Raw genomic sequence first — 23,509 nt, forward strand, 5'->3', positions numbered from 1 at the left:
ATGAGGTGCAACTATCTCCATCCCATATGAGAATGGTTAACACGCTGCGTTGTTCAAGTGACAGCAAGCATGTTATATATTTTCAGGGTCCGCAGATCTTCCTTTGAGATCTTCAATTCATTATATAACTCCTGATTCTCGGGCAGCGGGGTTCTTGAGAATAGCATTTTGAGCGCGATCGGCATGAATGGTCTGAAAGAGACGCCAGCCATCAGTCCCCATTTTTTCTCCGATTCCTGAAAAGAGGCCAGAATATTAATATATAGGTTCTCCAGCGGCGTAGCCTGATTTTTCAAAATCAGCGTGGTGAGCGTATCATAATGTTCGGTGTGGCCCCAATACATATTCTCGCATTCTTGATAGTTCTCAAAATCCTTCACATTCATATACATCACGGTGCGGTAACGGTTGGCATCCGATTGAGCCATCATGTCAATGACACAACGAATGAGACTGTTGTTACGCCCGTCATAAAAGTAGGAATAGAAGCGGGTAGAGTTCTTGAAAAAGCTGGACGGGACCGCATTCATCAAGGGAGAAGCATGTCTTGGCTCTTGGTACAAGAGCTGTTCTACCTGGATGTTGAGCGCGTTGGCAATATGATGTAACGTCACCAGATCGAGTGTAATATCGCCGCTCTCATACTTGGACAGGGTGCCCTTGCTCTTGAAGATCTGATCCGCCAGCTGTTGAACCGTCAGTCCCCGCCACTTCCGAAAGTTTCGTATTTTCTTGCCAACTTCCTGATTGATATTGTTCATAACCGGTTCTCCTTATGTAATGTTTCTTGAGAGTACGTGAAAATGATGAAAGTCATTCATAAAAATGATGTTATATGAGAAATATATCACTTTTTCGCCGAAAAACCTATTCTGGAGAAACAATGAACTTTATTTGTTTCGTCAGGATAGATTGTATTGCATTTGATGCAACTTCTGCGTCATGGAATAATAGATGTCATACGACACGAACCGACAATGAAAAGTAGAGCAGACAGAGGAGCAGAAGCTATGAAATATAACTTTGATGAGATTATAGATCGCACAGGTACGAATGCCATGAATACGGATGGTTTCCGTCAATATATTTTTAACGCCACAGATGATATGACATTTCCATTTAAGGACGAAGAATTCATTCGCATGTGGATTGCAGATATGGAGTTCGCCACACCTCCCGAGATTCTGGATGCAGTTAAGGAACGTTTGGACCGTAGAATCATGGGTTACTCTCAGGTGTTCGATCCGGCATACTATGAAGCTGTCTCGAATTGGATGAAACGGTACTATGATTGGTCCTTCCCCAAAGAGCATTTGGAGACCTCGAACGGGATCATTCCCGCTTTATATGAATTGGTGGAATATATCTGTCAATCGGATGAGAAAGTACTGATCGTGACCCCGTCTTATGGTTTCTTCCAATCAGCTGCGGTGCATAATGATCTTGAGTTGGTATGTTCGGATATGCTCAATGAGCAGGGACGTTACTCGATTGATTTTGAAGATTTTGAAACCAAAGCCAAGGATGAGAAGGTAAGGGTATGTATTTTCTGCAACCCGCATAATCCGTCTGGACGCGTCTGGACAACGGAAGAGTTACAGCGTGTGGGTGAGATCTGTCTAAGGAACAATGTATGGATTATTTCGGATGAAATTCACTGTGATCTGCTGCGGACTGGCCAAAGACATACGCCACTTGCGAAGCTGTTCCCGGATACGGATCGAATCATTACCTGCATGTCTCCGAGCAAAACATTCAACATGGCCGGTCTGATGTTTTCCAATGTCATCATTCCGAATAAGGCACTTCGAGACATCTGGCAGGCACGCCATTATGGTTTCAAAAACCCACTGAGTATTGCTGCTACTCAGGCAGCATACGAAACGGGTGATGAATGGCTGAAACAGTTAAAAGGTTATCTCGACGCCAATTTCACCTGCGTGGAAGAGTATGTGAAGCAGCATCTGCCACAGGCTGTCTTTCACATCCCGGAAGCCACATATCTGGCTTGGATTGATATCTCGGCATATGCTCCCCAAAATGTAAGTTTACCGTTATTTTTCGCTGAGCAAGCGGGTGTGTTGCTTGAAGATGGTCATATGTTTGTAGCGAATGGCGAGGGTTGTATTCGGTTGAATCTGGCTTGTCCGCGTTCTGTCCTTCAGGAAGGATTACGTAGAATCAGCAGTGTGCTTGTGAAAGAAGCCGTAGAAGTGCCCGTTTATGTATAAAGGTATCAGGTCATCACGAAATAGCGTGGTGGCTTTTTCGTATGGGTATACAAAGTGCAGCAAGAACAAGGTTTATTTTTGAGGTGAATGTATAACCTGATGTGCAATTCTGGTCTGCTGTCCCCGGTTATGTTAAAATGGTGGATAGTCTATGAGTTGCATGACATGCGGCTCTCAGAAGGAAGAGCCCAGTAGATGGGCTGCACGTATCTGCATTCATCAGGGGAAAGGAGCCTATACATATGTTTGGAAACGACTGGGACAAGGTGCTCCAGGAAGAGACAGAAGCGGAGTATTTCAACAAGATTCGTTACACCCTAGCCGCCGAGTACAAATCTCAGACGGTCTTTCCGCCCAAAGAAGATCTGTTCTCCGCACTGAAGCTGACACCATATCATCAGGTTAAGGCTGTTATTATTGGTCAGGATCCTTATCACGGAGCAGGTCAGGCTCATGGCTTAAGCTTTTCGGTTAGACCGGGGGTACGCGTGCCACCTTCTCTGAAAAATATATATAAGGAACTTCACGCCGATCTGGGCCTGCCAATTCCGAATCATGGATCTCTGGTTCATTGGGCACAGCAGGGAGTCCTGCTGTTAAATGCTGTTCTGACGGTTCGTGAAGGTCAGCCGAACTCCCATCAGGCATTGGGCTGGCAGACGTTTACGGATGCTGTCATCCGTGCGCTGAATGAACGTTCAGAGCCGTTGGTATATATGCTGTGGGGAAGTCATGCTCAGAAAAAAGGTGCATTTATTAACAGGGACAAGCACCTGGTACTGGAATCTACACATCCCAGTCCGCTGGCCGCACATCGCGGATTCCTCGGCAGTCGTCCCTTTTCCAAAGCCAATGATTTCCTGACCTCCAAGGGTATTGAACCGATCGATTGGAAGATACCTGAAAACTAGACAGATGGAGGTGAGAACATTGCGACATTGGATAGGACGAAAAGTAGCGGTATATCGTGCAACAGGCATACGGGAGCCATTGAAGGGAACGCTGGTCGAGTGGGATGAAGAAGCGGAATGTGTACGGATTGGACCAAAACGGATCAAGGTATCGTTTGACAATATCGCAATGATCAGACCTCTTCCCGAAGAGAGTCTTCCCTTAAAGAAAGCACGTTCTGAAGTGCATAAGGTTGGATATGTGATGAAAAAGGCAATTCAGTTCGAAAATGCGATCTATTTCAAGTCACAGGTTATGATCTGGCGCCGGGCCAAAATTGTAGCGTTATCCACGACGATTTTGCGTCATGACGAGGATCAGGTCGAGCTTGCAGATGGCCGGGTTCTGCGTAAAGACAAGCATATGTTTGTCGTGCGTTCACGCCGTGGGATACGTTAGATATACGAAGATTTAATATTCATTTCATGCAAAGATCATACGGATTTAATGTTCGGTCTGTATATTAGGTAGTAACAACCCCTTCTAAATTGATGTGTATTGATATGGGAGCCCGGCCGGCTGCAAACGGTCGGGTATTTTTTTGCCCATTGGTTCTGTTAACCTGTTGTACATACCCATTACATTCATGTTGTATACTATTAAAATAGATCATGAGAAGGAGTGAAACCCAATGAAACGTATAGCTGTTTTTGCAGGCTCCAATCCGGGAAATCACCCCGATTATACAGAGAAGGCTGTTCAACTGGGCAAACAGATTGCTGATAGCGGTTATGCACTGGTCTATGGTGGTTCTTGCATGGGCTTGATGGGGGCAGTAGCCGATGCTGCTCTTGAACAAGGGGGAGAGGTTATCGGGGTTATGCCTACCGGATTGTTCCGGGGCGAGGTTGTTCATGGAGGGCTCACACAACTGATTGAAGTGGGAACCATGCATGAACGGAAGGCTACGATGGCTGAATTATCCGATGGATTCATTGCTCTTCCCGGAGGCATGGGTACATTTGAAGAATTATTCGAAGTACTGTGCTGGGCACAGATCGGTATTCATCGGAAGCCCGTTGGTTTATTGAATGTCAATGGATATTATGGACCGCTGATGAAGATGGTAGAACATAGCGTTCAGGAAGGATTCTCCAACACTTCGCATCTCAGTCTGTGGAGTCTGGAATCTGATCCGGCTGAACTGCTCAACCGAATGTCATCCTATATTCCTGCAGAGTTGACTCAGAAGTGGTCACAACTTAACGGGAAATGAGTGCATAAGAAGATTGCCTGTACCCAATCGTTCCTCGGGAGAATTTTCGATCTGCCCAAGCAAGTTGCGCTATCGGACATAGTCTATAGTGTACTTTGATGAAGAGGGGAGTGTCACTGATGAGCGAACTCAAAGGTACAGGTTACGGGTATTGCGGAGGCTTCGGTGGAGGAGCATGGACATCAACAGGTGCAATTCTCGTTTTGTTCATTCTGTTGGTTATTATCTCACGCACATTCATTCTGTAATTCGGTCAGTATTCCGGGACGGGGATGACACTGCAGAGGCAGCGCCCGAATAAAAAATGACCTTTCCAAAGAGACGCCGGTATATGCCGGCGTTTCAGGGGAACGGTTTTTTGACGTTTAAGCATACGGGAGTGAATGAAAAGCAAAAACCTGCCCCTGAATTAGGTCAGAAGCAGGAGAGAGAGCCTCCTGAGCCAATAGCTGCAACAACAAGCAGTCTACACCACAACAGCAGTTTGATCCGGGACACTTAACGATTTCCAGGCGATATATAGCCCGATGGCGGCTGCAATTAAGGAGAGTATTGCTGCAACAATAGCCAGCTGATCCAGTGTGCTGGATGAAGTGGAGTTAAAAGAACGCTGATTAGCCGTTTTGCCGGATTTGTTTTTGATATGGACAGATGATCTGGAAAGCCTGGAAGCCGACTGTAACTGGGATGTGTGAGCACGCTTAGGTATCGATTTTTTCTTTGAGGGATTCAATAGTCAACCTCCTTATAACGGAGTTCAGTGCTTGCATCGTTCATACTATGTTATGTCGAACTTCAGATTGAGTTCGCATAAATGAGTGAATCCCCAGCCCGTTCGATATTGTGCCCGGTCGCTAGTGTTCGTGAAGCAGGCAACCCATTATACGCTCTGTTAATACAGGCATAACAAACCGTGTTTATAGTAAGGGTCATAGAGGTGAAGCTTGAACACAGGAGGCGCTGGAATGAGGAACATGGAGATTATTGCCCATCGCGGTGCATCTGCCGTATGCCCGGAGAACACGATGATCGCTTTTGAACGGAGTTTGGAGCTTGGAGCGACAGGGATCGAAACCGATGTGCAGATGACAAGGGATGGCAGACTGGTACTGATTCATGATGAGACGTTAAGCCGAACTTGCGGCGCAGAAGGCTGGGTCAAGGATACGACGTACGATCAATTGCGCACACGGGATGCCGGGTCCTGGTTCCATGCCGATTTTGCCGGGGAGCGTATTCCTTCGCTGGAAGAGTTATTCAAGCTGGTACAGGGGAAAGGAACACTGCTTAATCTGGAATTGAAAAATGGTATTATGAGTTATAAAGGGATGGAAGAGAAGGTTATACAGGCGATTAGGGACTGGAATTTAGAGCAACAGGTCGTGCTGTCCAGTTTCAATCATGCTTCGCTCGTAAGATGTAAACGTCTTGCGCCAGAGATCCGTACAGCGCTTTTATATATGGAAAAGTTGTACCGTCCCTATGATTATGCGGCCAAACTCGAAGCATCCGGCCTTCATCCCTACAAGTTGGCAGTTACACAAGAAGAGGTTGCTGCTGCACTGGCACATGGTATTGTTACCTATCCATTTACGGTCAATGACCCTGCCGAGATGCAGGCCATGATTGACATGGGGGTGCAAGGAATCATTACCGATGTTCCTGATGTCCTGGCATCATTGATTACGGTACATGCTCGTTAAATGAGTCTGTATTTTATATGTTCTCCATATGCAATGACAAGGCTGTGTTCGAGCTTTTTGGCTCCTGCGCGGCCTTTTTGCGTGTAAAATTGTGTGCAAATCTTCATATATGCAATAAACATGTCCTATTTGTCCATTGCCAGAGTCTATGGATTCACTTACAATGGTCTATGGGAATGAGAATCAATATCATTAAAGTTTGGTATTTATAGAGAGGTGATTGTTATGTACATAGGTTTGAGCAGTTCCACTCATAACGAGGGTGGGCGCGTATGAGTTCACAAGCTTCACCAGAAAAACATAATCCGGACTCACCCACAGCGAAGATACATACCCGTCCGTGGGCAGCCACACTTATTCTTACAGGGGGAGTTTTGCTACTCGCTCTGGGTATGGCGTTGTCCATTTCTTTTGGCGCTGCGGATATTAAGCTTAGCGTGGTCTGGAAGGCCATCTTCGATTTCAACCCTGAGTTGACTCCGCATCAGATCATATGGGAGATTCGGTTACCACGTATCCTTGGAGGAGCCATGGTAGGTGCATGTTTCGCTGTAGCTGGTGCGATCATGCAAGGCATGACACGTAACCCGCTGGCCGATTCAGGATTGCTTGGGTTAAATGCGGGAGCTGGATTTGCGCTTGCCGTCTGTTTTGCCTTTTTCCCTGGCTTGCCATTTATGTACATCATTATGTACTCCTTCCTTGGAGCAGGGCTTGGAGTCCTGTTGGTATATGGTTTTGGTGCAGCTTCCAAATCGGGTCTTACACCACTGCGTCTTGTGCTTGCAGGTGCAGCTGTATCAGCCATGTTGTCCGCACTTAGTGAAGGAATTGCATTGTATTTCAGAATTGGACAAGATCTGGCTTTTTGGACAGCCGGTGGTGTAGCCGGAACGAAGTGGTCTCAGCTTGAGGTCATGTTCCCATGGGTACTCGCTGCACTAATCGCAGGTCTTCTCATCTCCCGTTCCATTACTCTGCTTAGTCTCGGAGAAGATATTGCTGTGGGCTTGGGGCAACGTACGGGCCTAATCAAGCTCATAGGCCTGATTGTCGTGCTGATTCTTGCAGGTACGGCTGTGTCCGTAGTAGGTGCGGTCGGTTTTGTCGGACTCATTATTCCCCATCTCACGCGAAAGCTGGTTGGGGTCGATTATCGCTGGATTATTCCATGTTCCGCTGTGATGGGGAGTCTGTTGCTTGTATTTGCGGATCTGGCTGCACGCATGATTAACCCGCCGTACGAGACGCCAATTGGCGCATTGGTTGCTCTCATCGGGGTGCCATTCTTCCTATATCTGGCGCGTAAAGAAAGGAGGACTCTGTAACGATGGAATCCTCAACAATAGTTGGAGCAGAGCGTAAGAAGAGAACCAAAAGTGCGATTGTCCTCATTGTGCTAGCCCTGTTAATTATTACGGCTTTTGTGGTGAGCATGAACACAGGTTTTACCAAGCTTTCGCCGCTTGAAGTGATGCGTACCCTGTTTGGCGGAGGCACGGCGAAACAGGAATTGATCCTGTTTGAATTCCGTCTGCCACGTATTGTGATTTCGGTGCTGGTCGGAGCAGGACTAGCGTTATCTGGTTGTATTTTGCAGGGGGTATCTCGGAATGCGCTGGCAGATCCGGGGATCCTCGGGATTAATGCAGGTGCTGGTCTGGTCGTTATGTTATTTGTTTCCTTTTTCCCGACAACAACAGCAGCGCCGGTATTTCTTTTGCCAATTCTGGCCCTGATCGGTTCCGGTTTTGCTGCATTTCTGATCTATGTTCTCTCTTACAAAAAAGGAGAGGGCATCCTGCCTACGCGTATGTTGCTCACGGGGATCGGGGTAGCGGCTGGAATAAGTTCTGCCATGATTGTGCTTACCTTACGGCTTAGTCCGGAAAAGTATCAATTTGTAGCTACCTGGATGGCAGGCAGCATCTGGGGTTCGAACTGGAAATTTGTAACGGCATTGCTGCCGTTTCTAATCATTCTTGTACCGCTAGTAATGTACAAGGCACGTGTACTGAACGTACTGAATCTGGGGGATCAGACGGCAAGCGGACTCGGGACTCCAGTGGAGCGTGAGCGACTGATATTGCTTGCGGCTGCAGTAGGACTTGCCGGCTCATGTGTATCTGTGAGTGGGGGGATTGGTTTTGTGGGTCTGATCGGACCGCATTTGGCGCGTCGTCTGGTGGGTCCAAAACATCAATTCCTGTTACCTGCATCTGCACTAATTGGTTCATTGCTTGTTCTGGTTGCAGATACGCTGGGCCGTGTCATTTTACAGCCTTCGGAGATTCCCGCGGGTATCCTGGTTGCCATTATTGGTGCGCCATACTTCCTGTATCTCTTAAGTAAGACGAAATAGAACGTAATCATTATGGTGTGATTGCATAAGGAGGACTTCCGTCCATGCTTCGCCGTTTCTTTGCCTATTACAGGCCTTACAAAAAGCTCTTTATTCTTGACTTCAGTTGTGCGATTCTGGTCGCACTGCTGGAACTTGCTTTTCCACTGGCAGTCAACCGGGTAGTCGATGATCTGCTGCCAGGCGGACGCTGGGACTGGATTCTATGGGCGTGTCTGGCCTTGCTGGGTATCTACTTCCTGAATTCATTCCTGAACTTCGTGGTTACCTATTGGGGACACAAGTTGGGCATTAACATCGAGACGGATATGCGTAAAAGTCTGTTTAATCATGTGCAGAAGCTATCCTTCCGTTTCTTCGATAATACCAAAACAGGACATCTCGTGTCCCGCATGACTAACGACCTGATGGATATCGGTGAGATTGCCCATCATGGTCCAGAGGATGTATTTATTGCGGTAATGACACTGATTGGTGCATTTAGTATCATGATGAGCATTAACGGAAATCTGGCGGTGTTAACCTTTATCATCGTACCGCTGATTATTTATCTCTCCCTCTACTTTGGTAGCAAAATGTCCAAGGCATTCAGCCGAATGTTCGGTGATATTGCGGACTTCAACGCTCGTGTTGAGAACAATATCACAGGCATCCGTGTTGTTCAGGCTTTTGCCAATGAAGAGCATGAAAAAGCACAATTCGCTGTGAACAACGGTCGTTTCCGTCAGACGAAACTAATCGCATACAAAATCATGGCCTGGAACTCCTCTGTCAGTTATATGCTGATGAAGCTGGTATCCCTCTTTGTCCTGGTATGCGGAACATGGTTTGTCATTAACGGCAGCATGACCTATGGTCAGTTCATTGCATTTATCATGCTGTCCAATGTGTTCCTGACACCGATTCAGAAGATCAACTCGGTTATTGAGACGTATCCCAAAGGTATTGCAGGCTTCAAACGTTACACCGAGCTGCTTGATATGGAACCGGATGTGGAAGATCGTCCAGGTGCCGTATCGGTATCCCATTTGCGTGGAGATATTCGTTATGAGCAAGTGACCTTTGGTTATTCGGACCAGGAACCTGTACTCAAAGGAATCGATCTAAACGTGCATGCAGGGGAAACCGTGGCCCTCGTTGGTCCGTCGGGTGCAGGTAAAACAACGCTGTGCAGTCTGCTGCCGCGATTCTATGATGTGCTGGAAGGTCGCATCACGATCGATGGGCAGGAGATACAGGATATGACGCTCGATTCCTTGCGCAGTCATATCGGAATTGTACAACAGGATGTATTCCTCTTCGATGGAACCATTCGCGAGAATATTGCCTACGGCAAGCTGGATGCATCCGAAGAAGAAATCTGGATGGCTGCGAGACGTGCACAGATGGAACCGTTGATTCAGTCGATGCCGGAAGGGCTGGATACGTTAATTGGCGAACGCGGCGTGAAGCTGTCCGGTGGACAGAAACAGCGTTTGTCCATTGCCCGCATGTTCCTGAAAAACCCGCCAATTCTAATCCTGGACGAAGCCACATCAGCGCTGGATACGGAAACGGAGGCAGCGATTCAGCAATCCCTGGCTGAGTTGTCAGAGGGCCGAACCACGCTGGTCATTGCTCACCGATTGGCAACGATCAAAAATGCAGACCGTATCATTGTCGTTGCCGAACAGGGCATTACGGAACAGGGACGTCATGAGGAATTACTCGCAGCAGGTGGGGTGTACAGCCGCCTTCACTATGCGCAGTTTGGCGCGTAACCTGTTCCATGTTGATGTAACATTGTAAATACGAGAAGTAACGCCATCGTTCTTGACTTGGAAGGGGTCAGGACGTTGGCGTTTTTTTTCTTTTTCATGATTAGGGTGAGAGTCTGCGGTGCAACGTTATTGTTTGCCTGTGATCATGGAGATGGAAACGGGTAATATAGTAAAGAGAACGCTTAACATGTAAGATGTGTTCATCATCTTGTAAGAAGTAGGAGGTGCATGATATGCAGGTGAACGATATGCTGAAAATCCTTATAACCTGTCTATTATTTATTCTGATTTGGTGGCTTCTGACTCAAGGGATTCGCAAACTTTCCAGTACTCGTGCGGGGTCCGGTTTCCGACGCTGGGGTGGCTGGTCCATTGGAATTTTCATTGTTGGTGCCGTGCCACTCGCTTTTTCGCTATACACAGAGATCTTTGATGAGCGCCTGGATGCCAACATCGGGTTAGGACTCGCAATGTTATTTGTCTGGGCCTACTGTGCTGTCTTGTTATGCGCAACATTGGTGATCTGGGGAAGATACGTGTACAAAAGGGATATTAAGAAGTGAATGCAACAATAATCCGACCGGGTACGTTAAATATAGGGAGAGGTGTTATTAAAGGGGGATTCTTGTGAAAAATCTTCGTCGAGTCCTTATATTGCTCACCATCCTAATCGTATGCCTTACGGGATGTTCAGGGCATATCGAGTGTAACTCCGTGCAGACTCAAGAGAGTGCATCAAGTAAAGATGGATTCAGTGGTTATGTGGTTGATCGCAAAGACGATTCCATTCTTGTGGTTGATCCAGCTTATGTAGATTACAGTTCTAGTGGAGGAAACAGTCGGTATTATCCTGCAAAATGGTTCTCCAATGCGCCAGATCCGCAGATCGGCTCCTATGTTGAAGTGTGGACGGATGGAAGACCTGAAAATCAGCCTTATCCCGGGCAGGCCAGAGCAGATAAGATAGAGAAATCTTGTCCATATACGCCAGACGGTGCTCATCTAAGTGAAGCGGACGCAATTCGGGGCGGACTATACTCACCAGATGGAGCAAAGGTACGTGTTCCCGTAATCGAAGATGTACAATTTGATCAGGTTACAGGAACGTGGACTGTTCGTATGAGAGATGCGATGTCAACGATGGAGAATCAAGATAAGATGGATATCAGCGTAGAGGATGTAGAGACAGTCGAGTAACAAGAGGGAATTTCATTTTGCATATGATAGATGAGAAAGGAAAGTTAAATGGATATTAGGGCGTGTCTTCCACGTGACAAGTTTGATTTTGAAGCAGTTAGCAAGTTAAATGAATTTAGTAATGAAGAGTTGAAAGGCATTATTCCAGAACTTATGCAGTGGTTACAAGACGGGAATTGGCCAATCTCTAAGCCGGTAGAGGTTCTACTATTGAGATTGGGGGAGGATTTAATTCCTCATATTAAGGATGTGTTACAGACTCAAGATCCACAGTGGGAATATTTCATTTTGGTCGGATTGATTGATCGATTGCCTGTATCTTATCTAAGTACGCTAGAAACGGATCTGGTAAGGATATTGGAGTCTCCAACACCAAGTGAGGTACTTGAGGAGTTGGATGAGGTTATCTTTGAGCTTTTGGAAAAAATGAAGGTAAACCAAAGAGAGATCAGAGAAGATGGAAGTTTGGATACATAAAAACTGGCGCAATAAGAAAAATGAAGAAACTAGATACCTAAGAGGGGCGAAACGTGATTAAACCGATTTTGAAAGACCTTATTATTACTGGAGATCCGAATATCCATGGCAAGTTACAATTCACGGGAACTGAAGACATTGGAGACGATTTTTACTTGACAGGTACAGCCTGTATTGGGACGGAAGATTCTGAAGGTGAGGATAATTTTGATTTTACAATCATAACTCCGAAAGCTTTAGAAAAAGAACTTAGAGATGGAACAGATATCGTATTAGGTGCAAGGCACTTTATTGTTAATAAACTGGATTTCGAACTGATATCCGAAAAAATAAATGAAATTCTTATGAAACAGCAAGGAGAAACCTGGGAAGATGTAGCTAAAAATCTTGCCCCTTATTTCAGTTGGGAATATACAGATTCTATTCGTTTAATAAGTGAGAAAGAGCTATGGCAGATGATCAACAAACATTCCGTTGAAGACGCTGATTAACTTAAAAATGAGAATTTAATTTACCTTCCAAATCACCTTACAAGGATTGTTGATGGACAAGAAGACAGTAAAGCCCCCAATACTGCGTTGACAGTATTGAGAGCTTATTAGTTTTACACAGTGCATGTACAGCTCCAACTTAATCCGCTATATTCCCTGCCATCTTCAGACGGCGAGCAATTTCCTTAAAGTCTTCTTGTGAGATGCCTGGTGCGAATTCTTCCTCGACCGCAGGAGCTTCCGGAATCGGGAATCCTTCAGGTATCCCTTGGATCACTTCAAGAGGTTGTCCATCTTCGGGATGAGTCCCTTTCCAGATCTGGCCGATCGCATTGAAGTCTTTATCACTATAGGTGTACAGCTTGGTGTGTACCCCTTTTTCTTCATATTTACGTGCCTCATTGAAGGCTTTGTTGTTCAGTGAAGGAATAGGAACCAGCTTGGTCACATTTACGCCAGTTGCAATCTCAAGTGCTTTTGCATATGCCACGACATGCACGCCGCCACGTACCAGCAAGAAACCAACCACTTCCCGGGCCGCCGGGTGATCCGTCATCTCATATACTTTCATCTTATGGGTACGAGCGCCACATTCGAGGAAGAAGTTATGCAGCAGATCCTCGACCAGGTTACCGCTGTTAAAGACATTTGCTCCCGTCCATGGATTACCCATAGAGTCGAAAGGCATTGCGCCTTGTGCACCTGCCAGGTAGTGATAGGACAGACGAGCATCTTTCACGGAACCTAGCGGCGTATCGTCGGGTTCTTTGTACTCGGTTGAGCCTCTGAGGCACTTGTTAATGCCATGAGACACAAGCTCAACATGACCCAATTCTTCGGCTGTAATACTCATGACCAGGTCGTAGAAGGGTTTTAGTTTTTCTTTGGATCGAAAATTAAATGATTGATAGAGGTAGTTGTTCAACGTTGACATTTCTCCGAATTTGCCGCCGAGCAACTCTTGTATGGCTGCTGCAGCATTCGGATCTGGCTTCTCGACATTGGGAATCTCAATCAGGATTTCATCCAATCGTTTGAACATTCGGGTATAACCTCCTCAAAGTGGTATTGCAGATCGTGTAGGGTTGCATGATTGTGAAATCACTCAGTCATGGCCTATTACACATGTTTTGGATTTTTTAAACAAAAAACCAACCAAATGGGACTTAGGCATCGCATAACGCATGCCTCATATCCTCTCTCTTTTGTTATTTCCAGTACGATGATTTTTATGTATAATCAAACATTCAAACGAGTCTTCACGTTACATAGAGAAGAGAGTCAAAAATTCATAAAGGAGTAAGAGATGAACAGATGTTGGGTACAAATAGTTGGGATTGTGATGTTTCTAATGATTCTGATGTACATAAGCAGCGTGCCTGCCACAGCATATGTCGTTATGAACGAGGTTAAGTTGGATGAAGATACGAAGCAGTTACTCGAGAAGAAATACGGGTTGGAACGTCCTGAGGAGCCACAGACACAACAACACGTTTTCTCGGGAGACTGGGGGATGAGTTTTCGGACAGAGCCGCCTGATTCGTTTGACCGGCTTGTTCATGTGGTTCCTTTTTCCCTACGGCCACTGGCCTGGATCTTTCGTTTATTCGTGTAAAATGATACCCGGACGGGCAATATAACAGAAATATATTGTCCCAAGGAGTGAGTGATATGAGAATGCTCATTGTTACCGTCATGTCGGTAGTCTTGAGTTTGGCCGGAATGACATCAGGAACAGGTGCCGCTATCCCTGATTATGCGAAGTGGGGAATTATAGCGGTGAAAGAAACACAGACCAAGTATAATGTGGATATTTTGGACTATAAGCACATCGGTCGTACCTCTCTAACAGCAGATCAATCACGGGAACAGTTCAAGTTATGGGTTCGTGCCAAAGACGGCAAGCAGTTCGCAGTTTATGTGAATGTTGATTTTAATCCATCTACACAGCAATTAATGAAAGTACAATTTTCGGAATCGGATCGACACTGATCCTTTACTGAACCGGGGTATAACAGGTGATGTTTTCATATCAGCAGCATTATTAGAGGAACCAGACTCCCTTGATCATCAAGATGAAAGTCTGGTTTTTTTATTTTTTCAAAATCCTTTTTTTACTATTGAATAAAGAACTTATGTTCGCATATAATATGAAATACAAACAAACGTTCTTATCGGAGGGATGATTATGCTAGGTAAATATATTGGCCAGATGGTGGAGCTTGTCTACATGGATCGTGCAGGACAGATTACGCAGCGACAGATTCGAATTAACAGTGTACGTGGCGGGATGATTAGAGCATCAGCGGGAAAAGAAGGCTCACCCAGAACCTTCCTGGAGCAAGGTATTCTGGCATGGCGTCCTGTTAAGGACCTGAATGAGGAGGTAAAGTATGCTGAACGACTTTGAACGCAAGATTTTGCGTATTATGGTGAACTATGCAGGACAACGGCGCAGAATGCCGCGTATGGATGAACTGGAGAACAAGACGGGACGAAGCAGTCCTCACATTCATGAGTCATTGCTGGAGCTTGAACGCACCGGGCACATCGCGTGGGAGAATCGGTCTACGCTTGAAGGTATACAGATTTTGAAGGCATGGGAACAGGTACAGCAGCCGATGCGAAAAAGCCAGCCCTCCGGGGATTCGGCAAAATATTTTACGGACTATTAGTCCCCATAAGAAAACGCCAACCCGGATAACCGGATCGGCGCTTACTGTGGCACACGTACGCGTATGCATCTATTTTAGAAATGGGGAAGTTGATCCAGATTGTTGGTCGGGTCACCGTCGGCATCGCCGCGAATGTACATTTCGCCATCCTTGCCTTTAAATACATTCACACCTGCAATAGCGCCAGCCTTTACTTCTGCAAGTGCCTGCTGATAGTCCAGTACACGTCCTGCTGAAGTCTGAAAGGCTGTCAGGTCACCGTCGCCATTTTTCTGTACGGCTGTGAAACTCTCGCGTGTTGTTTGATCCATGATGTCACACTCTCCTTATATGACGAGATAGGAATCTGCTTACCTGATTAGCCTATCCGAATTCATCGAAAGTATGCACCATGTGCGGATAAAGACCTGCCAACGCTGAGGTTTTACAAGCTCTTTCTCATACGAACATGCAGAATATCTGCATCATAAAAAGGTTCTTCCGAAATCACTTCATAGCCCAGTTTTTCATAGAATTTCTGTGCCTGACATTGAGCATCCAGTATAGAATAGGATAAGCCGAGTTCACGTGCCCGCTCCTCCATCGCGAGCAGAAGCACACGTCCATAACCATATGAACGATGAGACTCAAGCACCGCGATCCGCTGCATTTTGGCCGTATCCTTGCTGTAGTAGATCAGACGTCCTGTGGCTACAGCTCGTCCATCCGTACTTAACAATACATGATGCACATCCGGACTGATGACATCAAATTGATCAATCTCAATCTCGGCAGGTACCTGTTGCTCGATCACAAAGACGTGATGGCGAATTTCCAGGGCTTGCTCCAGTTGTTCTTCTGTCGATACATAACTAATCTCAGCTGCCAATTCCATTCCTTCTTTCTGCTCTTGCGCGACATATCAGACTGAATTATACAAAAAAATGTTTTTCCTGTATAGTGAAGTCTGGAACATACTGGGAGAGGAGGCGGAGAGTGATGGGGATGGCAGGCATCATGGTCATTACATTGTTAATGTCGGCGGGAATGATTGCTCTGTTGTATTACGTGACCAAGAAAGCATACTCACGCAAGTGGGATGAAGATGAGTAATTCACAGGTTAACCATCACGGCAAGACTTCACTGCTTCCTCGCGGAGAGTATACATCTTGAATGACAGATTTGGAGTATACGTCCAGCCAGACTGGCAGAGATTCAACATTCTCATTGGGTTGTTTTAACTGTTGGAATTGAACCGTATGATCGTCCCGCTCCAGGCCGCAACCAGTAACGGTGGTAATGAGAATCAGCAGCCCAGCGTAGAGAAAGAAGCATTTCGTAAATGTATGTTTAATGGATGTTAACCGCTTTGTTAAGTTTCTCATAGGGAATTCACCTCGTTTTCTGAAATGGTAATCTTTCCTTTATTGTGCACCAATTCGGGTGAATTATAACCAAATAAATCATTGACAATGAACACGGTTACTTGATATGATACTGTTACTTGAATGGGAAATAAATTATATATCATGATCTGTTAGCTCAGCTGGGAGAGCACTATCTTGACAGGGTAGGGGTCAGTGGTTCGAGCCCACTACAGATCATACACGAGAAGTCTTACGATGTAAGGCTTCTTTTTTATTTACATTAAAAGTGCGATTGGAGCAAGCCTCATTTCTCTTCATCTTTATTTAAACAAAACTTAAATAAAACATAAATTCAACGTAAGGTTTCTCTTTTATACTTGGTTCTGAGGTTAGCATAGAACAGGAGAAGGAGAGAACTTATGAATTATTCAAGTCCATTTACATCAAAGTTAGCTAGAGTAGGGATCGCGGGTACACTGGCTTTAATACTGGCAACCAGCCCACTTGCGAACATGGGCGTTGCCGCCGCGGAAGCTGTGTCATCACCTGTATCTACGAAGATACATAACACACAGAAAGACTCCCTGGAGCAGTCCCCGATTCAATACCAGATCGAGGCTCGGCTGAATGAGAAAGACATGACGATTCAGGGGAGCGAGAAGGTAACGTATCGCAACACAAGCAAGGATACTCTCCAGCAGCTGGTCCTGCATACATATGCTGATGCGAATCTCTCCAAGTCTACACAGGCGAGCATGTTCCAACAGGACAATGAACAGATTAGTGAAGAGCATCCGGAGAAGACAGCGGAAGACTTTCTGGGTGGCATTGATATTCAGGCTGTAACAGCAGATAGCCAATCGCTGGATTTCCACAAGGATAACCAAGCGTTGACCGTGCAGTTGAAAGAGTCCGTTCAACCAGGCGAATCGGTAACACTTCAATTGAAATTCCATCTGAAGATACCTTATGGCTCACAGCGAGTTTCCTATTACAAGGATATAATCAATGGTGCACACTGGTTCCCGGTTATGTCTGTATACGATGAGGTCAAGCATCAGTGGAATAAGGCACCGTATAGTCGAACATTCGAGAGCGATTATTACACCTCATCGGACTTTGAGGTTCAATTAAACGTGCCTGAGGAGTTTCAGGTAGCCATGCCTGGCTCTATCACCACTCAAAACAGTACAGAACATGGACGTAAAATTGTTTCCGCCGCAGCCGAGAATACGAGAGAGTTTGTTTTCTTTGCCAGTCCTAATCTTCAAGTGGAGCGCGCTACCCGTAACGGTCTGACGGTAGAATACTATTATTACAACGATGATCCATCCAAGAAAGAGATCGTTGATCGGTACATTAACCAGGCATTCAAAGTGATTAATTTCTATAATGAGAAATATGGCAAGTATCCCTATTCAGAGTTCCGAATTGTCGAGACGTATGTACAAGGCGTTGCCGTGGAGTATGCGAGGCTCATTCAGATGGGACAGATTCACGATGGTGCGGTTCCAGAAGAAGATACAACCTTTGTTCATGAAATAGCGCATCAGTGGTTCCATGCATTGATCGGTAATAACTCGGAGACAGAATCCTTCCTGGATGAAGGCTTTGCCGATTTCTCCATGGTGTACTTTGCAGAGAAACAGGGCGATAAGCTAAATGGTTTCAGATCCATACAGTTTGATAATGCGCCTGTAGACATGACCATTGCGGCAACAAACGATGAAGCCGGGGAGTTAGCCGGTCTGGTATATTATCAGAAGGGGCGGCAAGCGATCTATCAGCTGTACCGTTCTGTCGGTGAAGAGAAATTTGACGAGTTGATGAAGACATATTTCAAACGCTACGTATATCAAAATGCAACAATAGAGGGGCTGCTTCATACCATTGAAGATGTGCTTGGTAAGGAAGTACGTACCGAGATGGAAATGGCCCTATATCAGCCTAATTTTGTCTTAAAGCCGGAATACCAATTATCCAAAGAAGAGACTGCGGCATATGTGCATGATATCTTACAAGTGCAATATCAGGCTGTCATGAGTATGATGACTAATCTGCCTTATGAAGTGATGACTAGATTGATGGACAAAGTTCTTCAAGGCGAGGAATTAACCATTGTGCTCAGCGATCAGGTGAGTAAACTTGCAGCTAAACAGCAGGAAGAGATGGTTGATCAGTTGACCGGATTTCTTGATATGAGCGGTATACGATACGAGGTTGTACGGGATCGCAAGGAACTGAAGCAAAAGATGAAAAAAGAGATCGGTAACAGCAACCTTATTGTCATTGGCAATACCAAGTCAAACGGAATGGTGCAGGCTTTAAAATCCAACATTATCGATCGGGCGAAACAGACCGGTTTTCCTTGGAAAAATATCATGAATCAGCCTCTCGCCGCTGGTGCATATGTTATCCAACATCCCTACAACCAGAATCGATTAATGCTTCATTATTTCTGGAATGAAGATCATCTGAGTAATGCATCATTTGAAGCTTTTAAGCTGAAAATACAGGAGTCTATCGGATTCACGAACGACTTTTACCAATATTATGTACTGGATAACCAAGGCAAGGAGAAATCTGATAAAAAAGTAGCGAATCCCTTATCTCCACTTTTTGCACAGGAATAAGTAGTTGGTTTTGCAGTTTCTTCATCTTCATTCAAGCAGGTTAGCCAATTCTTATGGGTTAGCCTGTTTAGTCTTGTTAACATAAGCAAACCGTTGGTTGAATGAAAATCAGACTTAGAATAATAGGCTGCAATATGGGCATAATGCTTTAACAGAAAGGTAACTTCATGAATATACTTATCGGGAGAAAACAATAGGAGGGATTAATATGAAGAATCAACATTATCCGGGCGTATCAATGAAAGGGACAATGGCTGATTACAACGGTAAAGGCAATAAAGGAATGAACAAAATGAAAGCGTATTCATATAATGCTAGAATACGTCCTATCATTCGTATTACTCAGGAGCCGGCTGCGAATGTGGGTAATGTTGTTGATTATTCAATCCTATTCATGGACACTTCGGATGTTTTATATTTGCGACCGGCAAATGGTAATCCCCTGCTCACGAAGGAGTTGAGTTCCCATGTCTACGACTGAGAATATTGCTCAGGCAGCACTCGAAGCAGCAATGAAGGCGAATAGAGCCATTGCACCTTATGACTATTGCGATGCAGAATCCAGACGGATGTACACGCCTCAATTTGATAAAAAGATGGACAATCCCATATATACCGCTGCAATGGCGGGTCTGCAATCGATCTACTGGTTTCGGGCGATCAAAGTGAAGGGGCTTATCCCTGATGCGAAAGCAGATTATTATGCCACGTATTCAACCAACCATAATAACATCGGAGGTATTGGACTAGCCTATGCGAACAGTCCAACAGGACCATGGACCAAACACGGGCAGGTCTATCTTGATACCGTAGTTGGAAATTCAACGGAAACGCCATTTGTGATCTGGAACGATGAAGAACAATTGTTCTTCATGTATTATCAACAAAGCGGACTGGGGATCAACCAATCGACGGCACTTGCGACCTCTGTAGACATGATCAACTGGACAAGAGTGGGTTTGATATTGGACAAACCTCCCGGCTTCCCGGGGGATGGTCATACCGGTTACTTCTCATGCTTCAGGAATGGCGGTAAATGGATCGGTTTCTCGGTGATGGGCGGCGGCGACTTTGGCCGTAAATGTATTTGGCATTCTCATGACGGACGTAACTGGTTAGCTGATCCAAGACCGTTAATGGGTGGTAACGATGCGACATTGTCAGCGGAAGAAAACATTTCGAGACCCAATGCTGGTGTATTTATGTACAAAGGGAGCATGTGGTGGTTGGGCATGTTATCGGCTTATGCTTCAGGTGGGGTCACGACTGTAGCTCGGCCTGCCATAGCCAAGATCAGCGCAGACTTTCGTCAACTGCTGGACAAACCTTCAGATATATATTTTCCGGCATTGAATTGGGAAACGACCAATATGCAATCCCTGATGGTGTCCGTTATGGACGGCGTAGTGTACGTGTATTACAATACCGATCATAATATCGGTGTAGCCTATTCGGTGGGGGTGTAGAGATGCTTATACGTGATGCAGCGGGTCAGATTGTACCCTTTGGAAAGGTCCACAAACAGCTTGTGGCCGATTTTCTTTACGGAACGTTACCGGATTGGGTGGAGGTGGTGGGCACACCTACGTTTGAGCCTTTGCCCGACAGAGGAACCATAACAGTTACAACACCGACAACGGCAGGAGCCACGGCAGAGTTGAAAATGAAACATCTGATCGATAGCTCGAAAGTGACAGCCATTGCGATAACATTGGAAGCGCTACAATTAAACGGGAATATTGGAATCTCAGTTCAGGTTGGCATTAAATCAAAGGACAGCAAGGCCGGAATTACATTTTTTCAGAACGTTAATCAGAAATATGGGATGGTTCGTGCCTACAAGGCAGATGGAACGTACACTGATTTCAAACAAAACATGGTATTCTTCACCACACATGGCGTAGCAGGAGATGAGGCGCAGAACCGTAAGAATCTCACTGTGCTGCTCTGCACCGGATTACAATTCTCAGCCGGGTTGGAGAGACCATCCGTATGGCTTGGTGCGGATGATCAGTATGGCGGTGTTGCTGCTGACCTTAGTGGCGGGCTGTTCCAACATGGAGAGCTGCAATGTCTGTTGAAATTGACTACAAGCAAAGCCGAGGCCAAATATTTCAAATGTGCGCAGGTGAAAGTGGATATCTGGAGTAACTGATTGGAATGAGAAGAGAATGAATAGATGATCTGTAAGGATGGGTGAAGAGAAATACTTGCAGTGATTTGGTACCTAAACATGGACGCTTCGAAAAGGAAGTGCGGTGTTTGGGTACCTTTTTTATTTAAAGGAGTTTCATGATTGTACCGCCTGCTGCACCGGCAACGACAACGATCCAAGGTGGTACTTTCCAAAAGACGAGCATTAGAAACAACATGCATACGAGTGCAAAATCAACAGGAGTTAGAATCGCAGTTGTCCAAAGCGGATCGTACAATGACGCGAGCAAAATTCCTACTACGGCTGCATTAATTCCGGTTAATGCGCCTTGAATTTTAGAGCTTTTGCACAAAGAATTCCAGAAGGGCAATGCGCCTACGATCAGAAGGAATGCTGGCAAAAAGATAGCGATCGTTGCAACCAAAGCTCCTGGAACGCCACGCATCATCGCTCCTAAATAACCGGCAAAGGTGAACAACGGTCCAGGTACAGCTTGTGCTGCTCCATATCCCGCCAAAAAGTCGGACTTGCTGATCAGACCTGCCGGGACGAATTCACGTTCCAGTAAAGGAAGTACAACATGCCCTCCACCAAATACAAGTGAGCCTGAACGGTAAAAGCTATCAAAGAATAACAGCCATCCCGAACGATCCAATGGTGTGAGTAACGGGAGAAGAATCAGGATACCCAAGAATGAAGCCAAGCAGACTATAGCCAAGTTACGACTCACCGGGATAGACAAGTCTACTGTCCTAATACCTGTCATTTTCCTGAAATGGATAATGCCGATCATTCCTGCAATAACAATAAAAAGGATTGGAGTGAACGCAGTCTGCCACACAAGAGTTGCCGCTGCAGTAAAGATAGCGATCGTTGCCCTGTAACGGTCAGGACTTAGTTTTTGCCCCATACCCCATATCGCCTGAGCGACAATAGCTACAGCAACAATCTTAAGGCCGTGAATCCAGCCTGCACTGCTAATATCAAATCCTTGCAGAAGAAAAGCGAACAAAACTAACGCAAGGACAGAAGGAAGTGTGAAACCAAGCCAAGCCATCAGGCCTCCCGGCAATCCACCGCGGATGATGCCAATTCCAATCCCGACTTGACTGCTGGCAGGCCCGGGCAAAAATTGACATAGCGCAACCAAGTCGGCATAGCTTCGTTCATCCATCCATTTTCTACGGCGAACATATTCTTCATGAAAGTAACCGAGATGAGCGATCGGCCCTCCAAATGAAGTTAGACCGAGTTTGGTGGATACAGCCAGAACCTCAGAAAGTGCTCTGACTTTATGTTTGGGCTTGTCTGGTGTCAGAAATGAATTATTCTCCAAACGTGTTATTCCTCCTAACTGTTTGTTAACTACATGATAATCCTCTTCATCGCTATTCATTTAAACGCAGCATTAAACTATATTATTTTTTTACATTAACTATTTACATGCACAATTAAATTGTGTACAATGTAATTGTTAGCGATAAAGAAGAGAACAAAATTTATTGAAAATAAATCTAATTAACCAAAGGAGTTTTCAAGCATGAAAACATTATATGAGACAACAGTCATCAATACAGGCGGACGTCAAGGAATCGTACAATCCCCGGATAACGTATTTATGCTGGATGTTGCGGCACCGCCTGAACTCGGAGGACAAGTGACGACAGCTACGAATCCGGAGCAGTTGTTTGCAGCAGGGTATAGTGCATGTTTCAACTCCGCATTGGAGTTCCAATTGAAGAAACACAAAGTTGAAATTGAAAGAAGTACTGTAGCTGCTACCGTAATGTTGGTGACGGATTCTGAGGATAACGGCGTGAAGCTTCAGGTGGATTTGGAAGTTAAAATTCTCGGTCTGGATGAGGAGACAGCACAGAAGTTTGTGAAACTTGCTCATGACTACTGCCCATATTCCAAAGGAATTAAAGGAAACGTCAATGTTAACGTGGAACTGGCATAATCATTGAAACTGTTTTTTTGATAAAGAAGCCTCCGAGAAATCGGAGGTTTTTTGGTTTTTATACAGAAAAATCAAATTTACCCTGAATTATGGGTTATAATGGTATTAAAATTATGCAAACTGCTGAAAGGGGAATGAACTTTATGATGGATTTTGGCAAACCACCCCATGGCTCTGAGACCGATACCCACCGTCAGCGTCATCAGGAGAATGAACAGAAGTACCTGTCCGGAGGCAAGAGCATTTGGTATGAAATCAGCAACTGGCTCATTCTCGGAGGGATCCTCCTTGTCATCTTTTTATTATTCAAATACGTTTTTTAAATAGACACACAACCGGGCGAATCCCCAT

At 45.4% G+C, this 23,509-nt stretch carries 30 protein-coding genes and 1 tRNA gene; 24 read left to right on the forward strand and 7 right to left on the reverse strand.

Annotation, left to right across the window (positions count from 1 at the left end; genetic code table 11):
- Positions 1-53 precede the first annotated feature (53 nt).
- Positions 54-761, reverse strand: a complete 708-nt coding sequence (locus ACTHPG_RS16780; protein ID WP_440390668.1) for a helix-turn-helix domain-containing protein — start codon at positions 759-761, stop codon at positions 54-56.
- Positions 762-1,010: 249 nt separating this feature from the next.
- Here ACTHPG_RS16780 and ACTHPG_RS16785 point away from each other — a divergent pair, with 249 nt between their 5' ends.
- From ACTHPG_RS16785 to ACTHPG_RS16805, 5 genes are all read left to right on the forward strand, one after another.
- The gene (locus tag ACTHPG_RS16785) at positions 1,011-2,231 is read left to right on the forward strand and encodes a MalY/PatB family protein (protein WP_440390669.1); all 1,221 of its coding nucleotides are present in this window, start codon (positions 1,011-1,013) and stop codon (positions 2,229-2,231) included.
- A 242-nt stretch (positions 2,232-2,473) separates the two neighbouring features.
- A complete protein-coding gene (gene ung / locus ACTHPG_RS16790; protein ID WP_440390670.1) occupies positions 2,474-3,142 on the forward strand; it encodes a uracil-DNA glycosylase in 669 nt (222 codons plus the stop codon).
- Positions 3,143-3,161: 19 nt separating this feature from the next.
- Positions 3,162-3,581: a hypothetical protein gene (locus tag ACTHPG_RS16795; RefSeq protein ID WP_017687369.1), complete on the forward strand. Its 420-nt coding sequence runs from the start codon at positions 3,162-3,164 to the stop codon at positions 3,579-3,581.
- 232 nt (positions 3,582-3,813) lie between these two features.
- Positions 3,814-4,398: a TIGR00730 family Rossman fold protein gene (locus tag ACTHPG_RS16800; protein WP_440390671.1), complete on the forward strand. Its 585-nt coding sequence runs from the start codon at positions 3,814-3,816 to the stop codon at positions 4,396-4,398.
- A 119-nt stretch (positions 4,399-4,517) separates the two neighbouring features.
- The gene (locus ACTHPG_RS16805) at positions 4,518-4,646 is read left to right on the forward strand and encodes a hypothetical protein (RefSeq protein ID WP_255319930.1); all 129 of its coding nucleotides are present in this window, start codon (positions 4,518-4,520) and stop codon (positions 4,644-4,646) included.
- 218 nt (positions 4,647-4,864) lie between these two features.
- Here ACTHPG_RS16805 and ACTHPG_RS16810 read toward each other — a convergent pair whose 3' ends face one another.
- A complete protein-coding gene (locus tag ACTHPG_RS16810) occupies positions 4,865-5,131 on the reverse strand; it encodes a hypothetical protein (protein WP_440390672.1) in 267 nt (88 codons plus the stop codon).
- Positions 5,132-5,363: 232 nt separating this feature from the next.
- Between ACTHPG_RS16810 and ACTHPG_RS16815 the strand changes: the two genes are divergently transcribed.
- The 8 genes from ACTHPG_RS16815 (at position 5,364) to ACTHPG_RS16850 (ending at position 12,388) form a co-directional block, all read left to right on the forward strand.
- Complete coding sequence (locus tag ACTHPG_RS16815) at positions 5,364-6,101, forward strand: glycerophosphodiester phosphodiesterase (protein ID WP_440390673.1); 738 nt, start codon at positions 5,364-5,366, stop codon at positions 6,099-6,101.
- Positions 6,102-6,373: 272 nt separating this feature from the next.
- Positions 6,374-7,429: a FecCD family ABC transporter permease gene (locus tag ACTHPG_RS16820; protein ID WP_036614761.1), complete on the forward strand. Its 1,056-nt coding sequence runs from the start codon at positions 6,374-6,376 to the stop codon at positions 7,427-7,429.
- Positions 7,430-7,431: 2 nt separating this feature from the next.
- Positions 7,432-8,463 (forward strand): FecCD family ABC transporter permease, encoded by a 1,032-nt coding sequence (locus ACTHPG_RS16825; RefSeq protein WP_440390674.1) that lies wholly within the window; start codon positions 7,432-7,434, stop codon positions 8,461-8,463.
- A 44-nt stretch (positions 8,464-8,507) separates the two neighbouring features.
- Positions 8,508-10,223 carry an ABC transporter ATP-binding protein gene (locus ACTHPG_RS16830; protein ID WP_440390675.1) on the forward strand — a complete coding sequence of 572 codons (1,716 nt, stop codon included), beginning with the start codon at positions 8,508-8,510 and terminating at the stop codon, positions 10,221-10,223.
- 233 nt (positions 10,224-10,456) lie between these two features.
- The gene (locus ACTHPG_RS16835) at positions 10,457-10,786 is read left to right on the forward strand and encodes a hypothetical protein (RefSeq protein WP_440390676.1); all 330 of its coding nucleotides are present in this window, start codon (positions 10,457-10,459) and stop codon (positions 10,784-10,786) included.
- A 64-nt stretch (positions 10,787-10,850) separates the two neighbouring features.
- Complete coding sequence (locus tag ACTHPG_RS16840; protein WP_440390677.1) at positions 10,851-11,420, forward strand: DUF3221 domain-containing protein; 570 nt, start codon at positions 10,851-10,853, stop codon at positions 11,418-11,420.
- A 48-nt stretch (positions 11,421-11,468) separates the two neighbouring features.
- Complete coding sequence (locus ACTHPG_RS16845) at positions 11,469-11,897, forward strand: DUF5071 domain-containing protein (protein WP_440390678.1); 429 nt, start codon at positions 11,469-11,471, stop codon at positions 11,895-11,897.
- 53 nt (positions 11,898-11,950) lie between these two features.
- A complete protein-coding gene (locus ACTHPG_RS16850) occupies positions 11,951-12,388 on the forward strand; it encodes an Imm8 family immunity protein (protein WP_440390679.1) in 438 nt (145 codons plus the stop codon).
- A gap of 139 nt (positions 12,389-12,527) precedes the next feature.
- Here ACTHPG_RS16850 and ACTHPG_RS16855 read toward each other — a convergent pair whose 3' ends face one another.
- Positions 12,528-13,430 carry a manganese catalase family protein gene (locus ACTHPG_RS16855; protein ID WP_091014199.1) on the reverse strand — a complete coding sequence of 301 codons (903 nt, stop codon included), beginning with the start codon at positions 13,428-13,430 and terminating at the stop codon, positions 12,528-12,530.
- 264 nt (positions 13,431-13,694) lie between these two features.
- Between ACTHPG_RS16855 and ACTHPG_RS16860 the strand changes: the two genes are divergently transcribed.
- The 4 genes from ACTHPG_RS16860 to ACTHPG_RS16875 all read left to right on the forward strand — a co-directional run bounded on the left by ACTHPG_RS16860 (position 13,695) and on the right by ACTHPG_RS16875 (position 15,063).
- Positions 13,695-14,003 (forward strand): hypothetical protein, encoded by a 309-nt coding sequence (locus tag ACTHPG_RS16860; protein ID WP_440390680.1) that lies wholly within the window; start codon positions 13,695-13,697, stop codon positions 14,001-14,003.
- 56 nt (positions 14,004-14,059) lie between these two features.
- The gene (locus tag ACTHPG_RS16865; RefSeq protein ID WP_433745322.1) at positions 14,060-14,380 is read left to right on the forward strand and encodes a DUF3889 domain-containing protein; all 321 of its coding nucleotides are present in this window, start codon (positions 14,060-14,062) and stop codon (positions 14,378-14,380) included.
- Between the two features lie 196 nt (positions 14,381-14,576).
- On the forward strand, positions 14,577-14,798 hold the full coding sequence (locus tag ACTHPG_RS16870; protein WP_421885944.1) for a hypothetical protein: 222 nt from the start codon (positions 14,577-14,579) through the stop codon (positions 14,796-14,798).
- Positions 14,782-15,063, forward strand: a complete 282-nt coding sequence (locus ACTHPG_RS16875; RefSeq protein ID WP_440390681.1) for a hypothetical protein — start codon at positions 14,782-14,784, stop codon at positions 15,061-15,063. Before ACTHPG_RS16870 ends, ACTHPG_RS16875 begins: the two co-directional genes overlap by 17 nt.
- A gap of 74 nt (positions 15,064-15,137) precedes the next feature.
- Here ACTHPG_RS16875 and ACTHPG_RS16880 read toward each other — a convergent pair whose 3' ends face one another.
- The 3 genes from ACTHPG_RS16880 to ACTHPG_RS16890 form a co-directional block, all read right to left on the reverse strand.
- On the reverse strand, positions 15,138-15,374 hold the full coding sequence (locus ACTHPG_RS16880) for a DUF3892 domain-containing protein (protein WP_017687389.1): 237 nt from the start codon (positions 15,372-15,374) through the stop codon (positions 15,138-15,140).
- Positions 15,375-15,487: 113 nt separating this feature from the next.
- Positions 15,488-15,931, reverse strand: coding sequence for a GNAT family N-acetyltransferase (locus ACTHPG_RS16885; RefSeq protein WP_440390831.1), 444 nt, complete (start codon positions 15,929-15,931; stop codon positions 15,488-15,490).
- Positions 15,932-16,170: 239 nt separating this feature from the next.
- Positions 16,171-16,428 carry a hypothetical protein gene (locus tag ACTHPG_RS16890; RefSeq protein ID WP_440390682.1) on the reverse strand — a complete coding sequence of 86 codons (258 nt, stop codon included), beginning with the start codon at positions 16,426-16,428 and terminating at the stop codon, positions 16,171-16,173.
- A 146-nt stretch (positions 16,429-16,574) separates the two neighbouring features.
- Here ACTHPG_RS16890 and ACTHPG_RS16895 point away from each other — a divergent pair.
- From ACTHPG_RS16895 to ACTHPG_RS16915, 5 genes are all read left to right on the forward strand, one after another.
- Positions 16,575-16,647: transfer RNA gene (locus ACTHPG_RS16895), tRNA-Val, on the forward strand.
- Positions 16,648-16,829: 182 nt separating this feature from the next.
- Complete coding sequence (locus tag ACTHPG_RS16900) at positions 16,830-19,043, forward strand: M1 family metallopeptidase (protein WP_440390683.1); 2,214 nt, start codon at positions 16,830-16,832, stop codon at positions 19,041-19,043.
- Positions 19,044-19,251: 208 nt separating this feature from the next.
- Positions 19,252-19,524 (forward strand): hypothetical protein, encoded by a 273-nt coding sequence (locus tag ACTHPG_RS16905; protein WP_440390684.1) that lies wholly within the window; start codon positions 19,252-19,254, stop codon positions 19,522-19,524.
- On the forward strand, positions 19,511-20,509 hold the full coding sequence (locus tag ACTHPG_RS16910) for a hypothetical protein (protein ID WP_440390685.1): 999 nt from the start codon (positions 19,511-19,513) through the stop codon (positions 20,507-20,509). Before ACTHPG_RS16905 ends, ACTHPG_RS16910 begins: the two co-directional genes overlap by 14 nt.
- A gap of 2 nt (positions 20,510-20,511) precedes the next feature.
- The gene (locus ACTHPG_RS16915) at positions 20,512-21,198 is read left to right on the forward strand and encodes a hypothetical protein (RefSeq protein WP_440390686.1); all 687 of its coding nucleotides are present in this window, start codon (positions 20,512-20,514) and stop codon (positions 21,196-21,198) included.
- 124 nt (positions 21,199-21,322) lie between these two features.
- Here ACTHPG_RS16915 and ACTHPG_RS16920 read toward each other — a convergent pair whose 3' ends face one another.
- Positions 21,323-22,516 carry a chromate transporter gene (locus ACTHPG_RS16920; protein ID WP_440390832.1) on the reverse strand — a complete coding sequence of 398 codons (1,194 nt, stop codon included), beginning with the start codon at positions 22,514-22,516 and terminating at the stop codon, positions 21,323-21,325.
- 222 nt (positions 22,517-22,738) lie between these two features.
- On the opposite strand from ACTHPG_RS16920, the gene ACTHPG_RS16925 reads away from it, so the two are divergent.
- Positions 22,739-23,158 carry an organic hydroperoxide resistance protein gene (locus ACTHPG_RS16925; protein WP_017687397.1) on the forward strand — a complete coding sequence of 140 codons (420 nt, stop codon included), beginning with the start codon at positions 22,739-22,741 and terminating at the stop codon, positions 23,156-23,158.
- 143 nt (positions 23,159-23,301) lie between these two features.
- On the forward strand, positions 23,302-23,481 hold the full coding sequence (locus tag ACTHPG_RS16930; RefSeq protein ID WP_310336912.1) for a hypothetical protein: 180 nt from the start codon (positions 23,302-23,304) through the stop codon (positions 23,479-23,481).
- Positions 23,482-23,509: the final 28 nt, after the last annotated feature.

Origin of the sequence: Paenibacillus sp. SAF-068 (assembly GCF_051967555.1) — a bacterium.
In the GTDB taxonomy this organism is placed as follows: domain Bacteria; phylum Bacillota; class Bacilli; order Paenibacillales; family Paenibacillaceae; genus Paenibacillus.

Bases quoted from the DNA above. Each gene is read 5' to 3' on its own strand.
- ung (WP_440390670.1), top strand. From the start codon at position 2,474: ATGTTTGGAAACGACTGGGACAAGGTGCTCCAGGAAGAGACAGAAGCG.
- ACTHPG_RS16910 (WP_440390685.1), top strand. From the start codon at position 19,511: ATGTCTACGACTGAGAATATTGCTCAGGCAGCACTCGAAGCAGCAATG.
- ACTHPG_RS16870 (WP_421885944.1), top strand. From the start codon at position 14,577: ATGCTAGGTAAATATATTGGCCAGATGGTGGAGCTTGTCTACATGGAT.
- ACTHPG_RS16835 (WP_440390676.1), top strand. From the start codon at position 10,457: ATGCAGGTGAACGATATGCTGAAAATCCTTATAACCTGTCTATTATTT.
- ACTHPG_RS16805 (WP_255319930.1), top strand. From the start codon at position 4,518: ATGAGCGAACTCAAAGGTACAGGTTACGGGTATTGCGGAGGCTTCGGT.
- ACTHPG_RS16925 (WP_017687397.1), top strand. From the start codon at position 22,739: ATGAAAACATTATATGAGACAACAGTCATCAATACAGGCGGACGTCAA.
- ACTHPG_RS16855 (WP_091014199.1), bottom strand. From the start codon at position 13,430: ATGTTCAAACGATTGGATGAAATCCTGATTGAGATTCCCAATGTCGAG.
- ACTHPG_RS16905 (WP_440390684.1), top strand. From the start codon at position 19,252: ATGAAGAATCAACATTATCCGGGCGTATCAATGAAAGGGACAATGGCT.
- ACTHPG_RS16800 (WP_440390671.1), top strand. From the start codon at position 3,814: ATGAAACGTATAGCTGTTTTTGCAGGCTCCAATCCGGGAAATCACCCC.
- ACTHPG_RS16815 (WP_440390673.1), top strand. From the start codon at position 5,364: ATGAGGAACATGGAGATTATTGCCCATCGCGGTGCATCTGCCGTATGC.
- ACTHPG_RS16820 (WP_036614761.1), top strand. From the start codon at position 6,374: ATGAGTTCACAAGCTTCACCAGAAAAACATAATCCGGACTCACCCACA.
- ACTHPG_RS16865 (WP_433745322.1), top strand. From the start codon at position 14,060: ATGAGAATGCTCATTGTTACCGTCATGTCGGTAGTCTTGAGTTTGGCC.
- ACTHPG_RS16875 (WP_440390681.1), top strand. From the start codon at position 14,782: ATGCTGAACGACTTTGAACGCAAGATTTTGCGTATTATGGTGAACTAT.
- ACTHPG_RS16890 (WP_440390682.1), bottom strand. From the start codon at position 16,428: ATGAGAAACTTAACAAAGCGGTTAACATCCATTAAACATACATTTACG.
- ACTHPG_RS16830 (WP_440390675.1), top strand. From the start codon at position 8,508: ATGCTTCGCCGTTTCTTTGCCTATTACAGGCCTTACAAAAAGCTCTTT.
- ACTHPG_RS16780 (WP_440390668.1), bottom strand. From the start codon at position 761: ATGAACAATATCAATCAGGAAGTTGGCAAGAAAATACGAAACTTTCGG.
- ACTHPG_RS16900 (WP_440390683.1), top strand. From the start codon at position 16,830: ATGAATTATTCAAGTCCATTTACATCAAAGTTAGCTAGAGTAGGGATC.
- ACTHPG_RS16825 (WP_440390674.1), top strand. From the start codon at position 7,432: ATGGAATCCTCAACAATAGTTGGAGCAGAGCGTAAGAAGAGAACCAAA.
- ACTHPG_RS16880 (WP_017687389.1), bottom strand. From the start codon at position 15,374: ATGGATCAAACAACACGCGAGAGTTTCACAGCCGTACAGAAAAATGGC.
- ACTHPG_RS16845 (WP_440390678.1), top strand. From the start codon at position 11,469: ATGGATATTAGGGCGTGTCTTCCACGTGACAAGTTTGATTTTGAAGCA.
- ACTHPG_RS16930 (WP_310336912.1), top strand. From the start codon at position 23,302: ATGATGGATTTTGGCAAACCACCCCATGGCTCTGAGACCGATACCCAC.
- ACTHPG_RS16785 (WP_440390669.1), top strand. From the start codon at position 1,011: ATGAAATATAACTTTGATGAGATTATAGATCGCACAGGTACGAATGCC.
- ACTHPG_RS16915 (WP_440390686.1), top strand. From the start codon at position 20,512: ATGCTTATACGTGATGCAGCGGGTCAGATTGTACCCTTTGGAAAGGTC.
- ACTHPG_RS16860 (WP_440390680.1), top strand. From the start codon at position 13,695: ATGAACAGATGTTGGGTACAAATAGTTGGGATTGTGATGTTTCTAATG.